The sequence below is a fragment of the Vibrio hibernica genome, from assembly GCF_015223435.1.
In the GTDB taxonomy this organism is placed as follows: Bacteria; Pseudomonadota; Gammaproteobacteria; order Enterobacterales; family Vibrionaceae; genus Vibrio; species Vibrio hibernica.
The window spans coordinates 1-6892 of record NZ_VHKO01000085.1; the positions used below are offsets into that span (position 1 = coordinate 1).

Consider the following 6892-nt stretch of genomic DNA (forward strand, 5'->3'; position numbering starts at 1 on the left):
TATCAAGCATTGGCTAATTGTGCTCTTTTCGCGTAATACTTTAATAATTCATCTCATTTATCTTGGAGCTGCTTCTTATTAACACTTAAAGGAGGTTTTTTAGATGATATGCCCTCCAAACGTCCAATTTATTTTTTGTTGAACGAAGCCGCTACGCGACAGAAACCATTATGCTTGGTGGTCTTATCTCTAATTATGAACGAAAAACGGTCAGCGGTGTGCCTGTGTTGATCGACATCCCTATCTAGGCGCGTTGTTTCGGTCTGATAAAATAGAAAAGATGCAGCGAGAGCTTAAGATTATTATTCGAACTACGATTTTATAATGTAAATAACCGGACAAAATTGGCTACTTTGTCCGGTCAAGTCTGTTCGTTCTATCTACTTTCAGTTTTGGTGATGAGCTACATTTTCAAGGCGCTCAACCAACCATACTTTAATAATTGATTGTCTCGTTACACCAACTCTATTAGCTTCTTTATCTAATGATTAAAGCATCCACGTTGGGAAATCAACATTAACCCGCTTTTGCTTTTGCATTGGGCGCTTTAGTTGAGACAAATCCAAACTGCTTAAAATATCATCATCTCTTTTCAAATTTTGCATCAAATTCATCCGCTTTCATATAGGTTTACCTCCGCTTTGCGTGAACGCCTAACCGATATTATCTGTATCTTGGTACCTCGGTATGTGATCACACCAGACCAATGCTTACTATCCAGTAACCCGATAATCAAATATCTCGGTTCATCCATTATATGGGCAGGGATCTCGATTAAATCTGAATCATTCCATAAGCCTTGAGCCGTATGAAAATCAATACCATGCTTTCGAGATTAGACCTGCTTTTGTTTTCATCAAATTCAAATTTAATCATGAGTAGGATTTATACCTTTTTTACACTAATGGCAACTTTTTACGGGGAGTGAGTAGAGCCAGCTTTCTGTATACATTTAAGCCGATATGCGCTCTAGTAAGCCCTTCGGAAACAGAAAAAATGCTATCAGGTTCCTATAATTAAATAACCTTTAAACTACTCTGGTTATTTCGGAAGTACTTACCCTTTAACATCAGATAGATAAGTTAACCTGCTCAATATACTTACACTGCCATCAATTTAACCTAGCCATTTATATCATATCGATGAGTGTATATACTTTAAGTTAATGTGTTCTTTACCTTAAGGTCAAAATGATAATGGGTAGTATCAGGCATTCGAAATGTTAATGAAAAAAATGGCTCCACCTCATGATATGCAAATAGGTGAAAAATTTGAGACACAAAAACATGGCTACGTCACTGTAGTAGAGTACTACAACACCTATACCGTTATCGTCGCTTTTGAAAATACAGGTAATATTCGCTCTATCACTGCGGCTAAACTGCGTAATGGTGAAGTTTTAGATCGTTCTGTTCCACCGCAATCCTCGCTTGTTGGAGAGAAAATCAAGTCCGCCAAGCATGGTACTCTTACTATCATACAAGTCGAATCTGAAAATATTGTCGTACTCGAAAATGATAAGGGCGAAGAGGTTCGTATGATCATGGCAATGGTACAAAAACTGCGTGATAACAATGAACCCAAAGAGGCAGTTAAAATACCAACCACACTAAGTGCACTTACCAAACGAAGCAAAAAAACGAAAGATGTGAATAGCCTACTTAAAAAAATGCTTTCCGACTATGGTAAATAAACAAATAACTCAATTTCCGAACTTCTTCTAACTTTCTCCTTCCAAATAACATACGAGATCTCGCTCACACATCGATAACTAAGCTTTAACATCTCACTTTAGCCACTAATAAATTGCACTCATTTATTTGATGCACATCACAAGGTCAATCTGACTTTGTGACTTGCATCTAATTTAGTTTTTAGCCATTTCGTTATCATTTTTTATCCAATAACAGGAATAACAGTTATTCCTAATTTAACGCTCAGAGAATTAATATTATGAAAAAAATTATGGTTGTATGTGGTAATGGTCTTGGTACATCACTGATGATGGAAATGGCAGTTAAAGAGGTTATCGCTAAAATTGGTTTCGATGCTGAAGTTGAACATGAAGATTTATCTTCAGCTTCATCAAGCAAAGCTGATATTTGGGTCGCCGCTACTGATATTGCCGGCCAATTAGCTGAGCAAGGTAAAGAAAATATCGTGAGTCTTACGAATATTTTTGATAAGGCTGCCATCGAAGAGCAGTTGAAAAAATTCATATAAGGATATAACGCAATGGCAAACTTTTTTGAATTCATGCTCGGCTTATTAAAAGAGCCCGCAATCATGGTAGGTCTTATTGCTTTTATAGGACTCGTCGCGCAAAAAGCCGACATTTCTACCATCCTCAAAGGTACGATCAAAACCGTCATGGGTTTTCTGATTTTAGGTTTTGGTGCCGGAGCTCTTGTTGGTGCACTTAATAACTTCTCTACGGTATTTATTGAAGCATTTGGAGTAAGTGGTGTTATTCCTAACAATGAAGCCATTGTTGCACTAGCACAAAAGGCTTTCGGCTATGAAATGGCATTAATCATGTTTTTTGCTTTCGTGGTGAACATTCTGCTCGCGCGTTTTACACCATTAAAGTTTATTTTCTTAACCGGTCATCACACCATGTTTATGTCTATGCTGGTTGCTGTAATATTATCAACCGCAGGAGTTCAAGGCACTGTACTGGTCGCAATAGGCTCAATTATCGTAGGTTCGATGATGGTGATCATGCCTGCACTGGTACAAAAGTACACAGAGAAGGTGATGAACACTGACCAACTTGCAATGGGCCACTTTTCTACATTTTCTTATCTCATAGCGGGTTTCATTGGTTCTAAATTTGGTGACACTTCTAAATCAACAGAAGATCTCAATCTACCTAAAAGCTTAATGTTCCTACGTGACACACCGGTTGCAGTTGCAGTCACAATGGCACTGTTCTTTCTAGTCTCATCTACCTTTGCAGGTGGTGAGTTTGTTGAAACAGTATCAGAAGGTCAAAACTGGTTTGTATTTACTCTCATTCAATCACTGACATTTGCAGGTGGTGTCTACATCGTACTGCAAGGTGTAAAGATGTTGATAGCTGAAATTGTACCTGCATTTAAAGGTATTTCAGACAAGCTCGTTCCAGGTGCTCGCCCCGCACTCGACTGTCCAATGGTATTTCCAGTCGCACCTAATGCTGTACTGATTGGGTTTTTATCTTCCTTCGCTGCCGGCCTTGTGGCAATGGCAATACAAGGTGCACTTGATTGGACAATCATTGTCGCCGGTGTCGTCCCTCACTTCTTCGTAGGGGGTGCATCAGGTGTATATGGTAACGCGATGGGTGGTTTACGTGGAGCTATCCTAGGTTCATTCACCCAAGGTCTATGCATTTCATTCCTACCAATGATGTTACTCCCTGTGCTTGGCGGGCTAGGCCTTGAAGCCACAACCTTTGCAGACTTTGATTTTGGTGTTGTCGGTCTCATTCTAGGATGGATTGTGTCATGAGTATTTTTAATTTAATTGGTGAAAATGGCATTGTTATCTCTACAGAAAGTAATCTGAGCGTTAACGATGCTTTAGATATCACTTGCTCGACATTAATCGAGCAAGGAAAAGTAGAAAAAAGCTACTTAGAGGCGATTAAACAAAAGCATAAAGAGATTGGTGCTTATTATGTATTAGCACCTAAGATTGCAATGCCTCATGCTCGACCAGAAGATGGCGTCAATACTGCTGGTTTACAAGTCACTGTATTTAAAAATGGCGTAAACCTTGAATCGAAAGATAATGGTGATGTTTACTTTTCTGTCACCCTAGCTGCAATAGACTCAGATAGTCACATTCAAACTATTGTTGCTCTATCTGAACTATTTCAAAATGAGGCTGATGTTGACGCAATTATTGCTGCACAAAATAAAAAAGACATTGAAGCAATATTAAAAAAATACTAATCATTGATTAAACATCATAATCAGATAAGCCCTCGGAAATGAGGGCCTTCTCAATTACAGGGCACATCCTGTTGTATCACCCTGCCCTACTACTAATTCTGCTAATACATCAAGAAATCCATTCACTACTTAACAAGCATAACCATCGTTTAGCTGAGTAACAGGTAATGACGACAATCAGGTTAACCCTTAAATAATGTTGGCGTTTTCAAGCTCATTCAATTCTTCACGAGTGGTAATATGTGAAAATCTTAAAACTTTTATATCATCGACGTTTAATTCGGTGCCCCTTCTGGTTCAATAAATAGACCCATAGCCCATTTCCATTTCCATTTCCATTTCCAGAATTAAAACAGACAGAACCAACGGATTCTAAGTTTTTAGTATTATCACTCCACCTTTCAGGGTACTTTGCTTAAATGCAACTAAGTTCTATTCAGTACATCCAAAACTTTTTTAGATAAACAAGCTCTTCACGGTGTATTCAATCAGGGCTGCTTTACCTAAGCCTTGTTATGCTCGTTATAGAGAAACACCTAATTACAAAGGCTTAAGTATTCCTATATAGCGTTAGTTATTGTCCGCTCTTACACTGCAATGCAAAGTAATATTTATTATCCAAATCTTTAAAATGGATGATTTCATTTTTCTTTTCATAAGCAATGAGTGCACTCGTTTGAATGAATGTTAATATTTCATTAAATGCCTGAACATTAACCATAATACAAGTATCTATATCAAACCAAGGTGGCTCTATGGTCAGTTCATCACTTGCTTCTACCGACTCTTTTTGTATTTTCAATGAAAGCTGAGAGGGCGTTTGAAGGCTGTATAGTAACTTCAAATTATTTTTTTCATCAGCCTCAGTAATATTTAGGTGAATTAATGTCTCTAACAAATAGGTTGGCTGTACGATAGGGACAAAGTGATCATACCGCCGTAATTGCTGCTCCCTCGCTTCTTGATCAAGGTTCGGAGAGATTGCTTTAAAGCTGCAAGACCAGCCTGAATTCTGGATAACCAACCTATCTGTATGAAACTGTAGTGTGACAGTGGATTTTAATTGTGAAAGCACCCCAATTAAATATTTTAAATGCTTAGGCGTTAGATGCACACACCCTCCTTTTCCCTGTGAGGAGTCAATGTCAACTTTATAACTCAAAAAGCTCTGCCCCTTCCCTGACAAAATCTTAAATACCATGTCATTGTCATCGCCTCCGTTACCGCCTTTTCTCACTACAAGCGTTGTAAATTCATCATTTTTAATACTCGAAAAAGACCATCCATTTACCTTTTTAGAGTGATCCAAGTGCTCCTTTAATACTGTTGCTTGCACCGCCACACAATGGACTGGCTCTTCGGTATCAAAATAGTATTGGTTTTGGCGATCATAAGGTGAAGCAAGGACCTTTAGTGAATATTTAATATGATTGATGGGAGTAAACTCAGTACTATTTTCAAAGAAATCTTCTTGCTCAGAACAAGATTCATAAACCGATTTCATATTGAATACATTCGGTTTAATCAGTGTCATCTGTATATGCCCTTCAAATGAAATCAATTTCTCTAATAGTGAACAAAAACTTTTTGCGGAAATCTCAAAACTCGCCTCACCACTGGCAGTGGAATCAATAATTGACCACGAATATTCCGCATGCACACCGGAAAAACACCTCAAATGATTAGCCAAATTCAATACTTTTTTATAAGGGTCAATGGTTAATAAAAGGTTGCAGTGCTCATTATCAATTAAGGCATCTGCAATGAATTTAATAAACTTGTACCGCCCTTTTTTTATCTAAAATGACCCATTGCTCGATATTCATAACAATGAACTTGGTATTGTCGAAGATAAAGCCTTATTCATTCTTAAGCCTTCGCCAGAAGAGTTTCCTTATTTAGCTGAGAACGAACATGCAACAATGCTGGTTATGAAAATGCTCGGCTTTGAGATACCTCCATTTGGGTTAACCCGCTTTAAAGGAGGCGATCCAGACAGTGAGCGTGTTTTCATTATTCGTCGTTATGATCGCTTAAAATCGGGTGAAGAGGCCATCCACCAAGAGCAATTGGATGCGGCAATGAATGTGAGAGAAAAATACGGAAAAATAAAAGATGATGGTGAAGGGTATGTGAGCTACGAGCAGGCTTGTTTATTTTTAATTGATAACGTTGACCACAGTTTACCATTCAAAATAAATCTTTTTAAACGGATACTTACAGCTTACTACCTTGGTAATAATGACCTACATTTGAGAAACATTGGCTTAATATTACCTGAGAGGAAAGTAACTTCTCTTGCTCCGATTTATGATTATGTTTCGTTAGCACCTTATTCTGGCTATATTGCTAACGAAAGCTCGTTAGCATTACCATTGTTGGCGAGTGAAGAAGGAAATAACGGCAACACCAGTGGTTATCAATCGCATTGCACCTATACGGGATATGGCTTTCTGACATTTGCAGACAATATTGGTATTAAGCCTAAATTGGCAACAAAATTAATCAATGAATTATGCGATAAGCAAGCCGCTATTTATGAGATTTACCGCAACAGTTTCATGCCAAAAGAACAGGTAGAAAAAGTGATCGGCTGGATAGAAAGCTGTACCGGTTATTTAAACCACCTTAAACACATTGAAATTGGGTAGTGCTGCATAGTTAATCTGGCTAATAGGTTTATGACAACTGTTCCCTATGTAACTTAATCATCACCTTCAAAAGCTCTGACCATCTAAAGCTTCAAGATAATATCTTTTTGCAACTTCATTTAGCTTTAGGGTAATTTGATAGGACAGAATGTGAAAGTACTGGGTTAAAAAGGTGTTACATTGAGCCTGAATTGCTACAAGTGCTGGAAGAATCCAGTGTTGAATTGATTGTAAGCGCTCAATAAACGCCACATTCCTTTAATTTGAATTATTCGGCTCAGTACCTTTTCAACGAAGGTATTA

The 6892-nt window shown here is 37.9% G+C and carries 7 protein-coding genes and 2 pseudogenes; 6 read left to right on the forward strand and 3 right to left on the reverse strand.

Annotated elements, in window-relative coordinates:
* Positions 1–170 precede the first annotated feature (170 nt).
* Positions 171–248, forward strand: coding sequence for a type II and III secretion system protein (locus FH976_RS16195; RefSeq protein ID WP_228767470.1), 78 nt, complete (start codon positions 171–173; stop codon positions 246–248).
* 138 nt (positions 249–386) lie between these two features.
* Here the strand turns inward: FH976_RS16195 and brnA are convergent.
* Both brnA and FH976_RS15170 read right to left on the reverse strand, forming a co-directional pair.
* Positions 387–624, reverse strand: a pseudogene (gene brnA, locus FH976_RS15165) (type II toxin-antitoxin system BrnA family antitoxin).
* Positions 611–876, reverse strand: a pseudogene (locus FH976_RS15170) (BrnT family toxin). Before FH976_RS15170 ends, brnA begins: the two co-directional pseudogenes overlap by 14 nt.
* A gap of 349 nt (positions 877–1225) precedes the next feature.
* Between FH976_RS15170 and FH976_RS15175 the strand changes: the two are divergent.
* From FH976_RS15175 to FH976_RS15190, 4 genes are all read left to right on the forward strand, one after another.
* Complete coding sequence (locus FH976_RS15175) at positions 1226–1693, forward strand: hypothetical protein (RefSeq protein WP_228767471.1); 468 nt, start codon at positions 1226–1228, stop codon at positions 1691–1693.
* A 260-nt stretch (positions 1694–1953) separates the two neighbouring features.
* Positions 1954–2223, forward strand: a complete 270-nt coding sequence (locus FH976_RS15180) for a PTS sugar transporter subunit IIB (protein ID WP_194091625.1) — start codon at positions 1954–1956, stop codon at positions 2221–2223.
* A 12-nt stretch (positions 2224–2235) separates the two neighbouring features.
* Positions 2236–3492: a PTS ascorbate transporter subunit IIC gene (locus FH976_RS15185; protein ID WP_194091626.1), complete on the forward strand. Its 1257-nt coding sequence runs from the start codon at positions 2236–2238 to the stop codon at positions 3490–3492.
* The gene (locus FH976_RS15190; protein WP_194091627.1) at positions 3489–3938 is read left to right on the forward strand and encodes a PTS sugar transporter subunit IIA; all 450 of its coding nucleotides are present in this window, start codon (positions 3489–3491) and stop codon (positions 3936–3938) included. The genes FH976_RS15185 and FH976_RS15190 overlap by 4 nt, the downstream gene beginning before the upstream one ends.
* Positions 3939–4512: 574 nt before the next feature.
* Here the strand turns inward: FH976_RS15190 and FH976_RS15195 are convergent.
* Positions 4513–5628: a hypothetical protein gene (locus FH976_RS15195; protein WP_194091628.1), complete on the reverse strand. Its 1116-nt coding sequence runs from the start codon at positions 5626–5628 to the stop codon at positions 4513–4515.
* A gap of 121 nt (positions 5629–5749) precedes the next feature.
* On the opposite strand from FH976_RS15195, the gene FH976_RS15200 reads away from it, so the two are divergent.
* Positions 5750–6589, forward strand: coding sequence for a type II toxin-antitoxin system HipA family toxin (locus tag FH976_RS15200; RefSeq protein ID WP_194091629.1), 840 nt, complete (start codon positions 5750–5752; stop codon positions 6587–6589).
* The last annotated feature ends 303 nt before the right edge of the window (positions 6590–6892 follow it).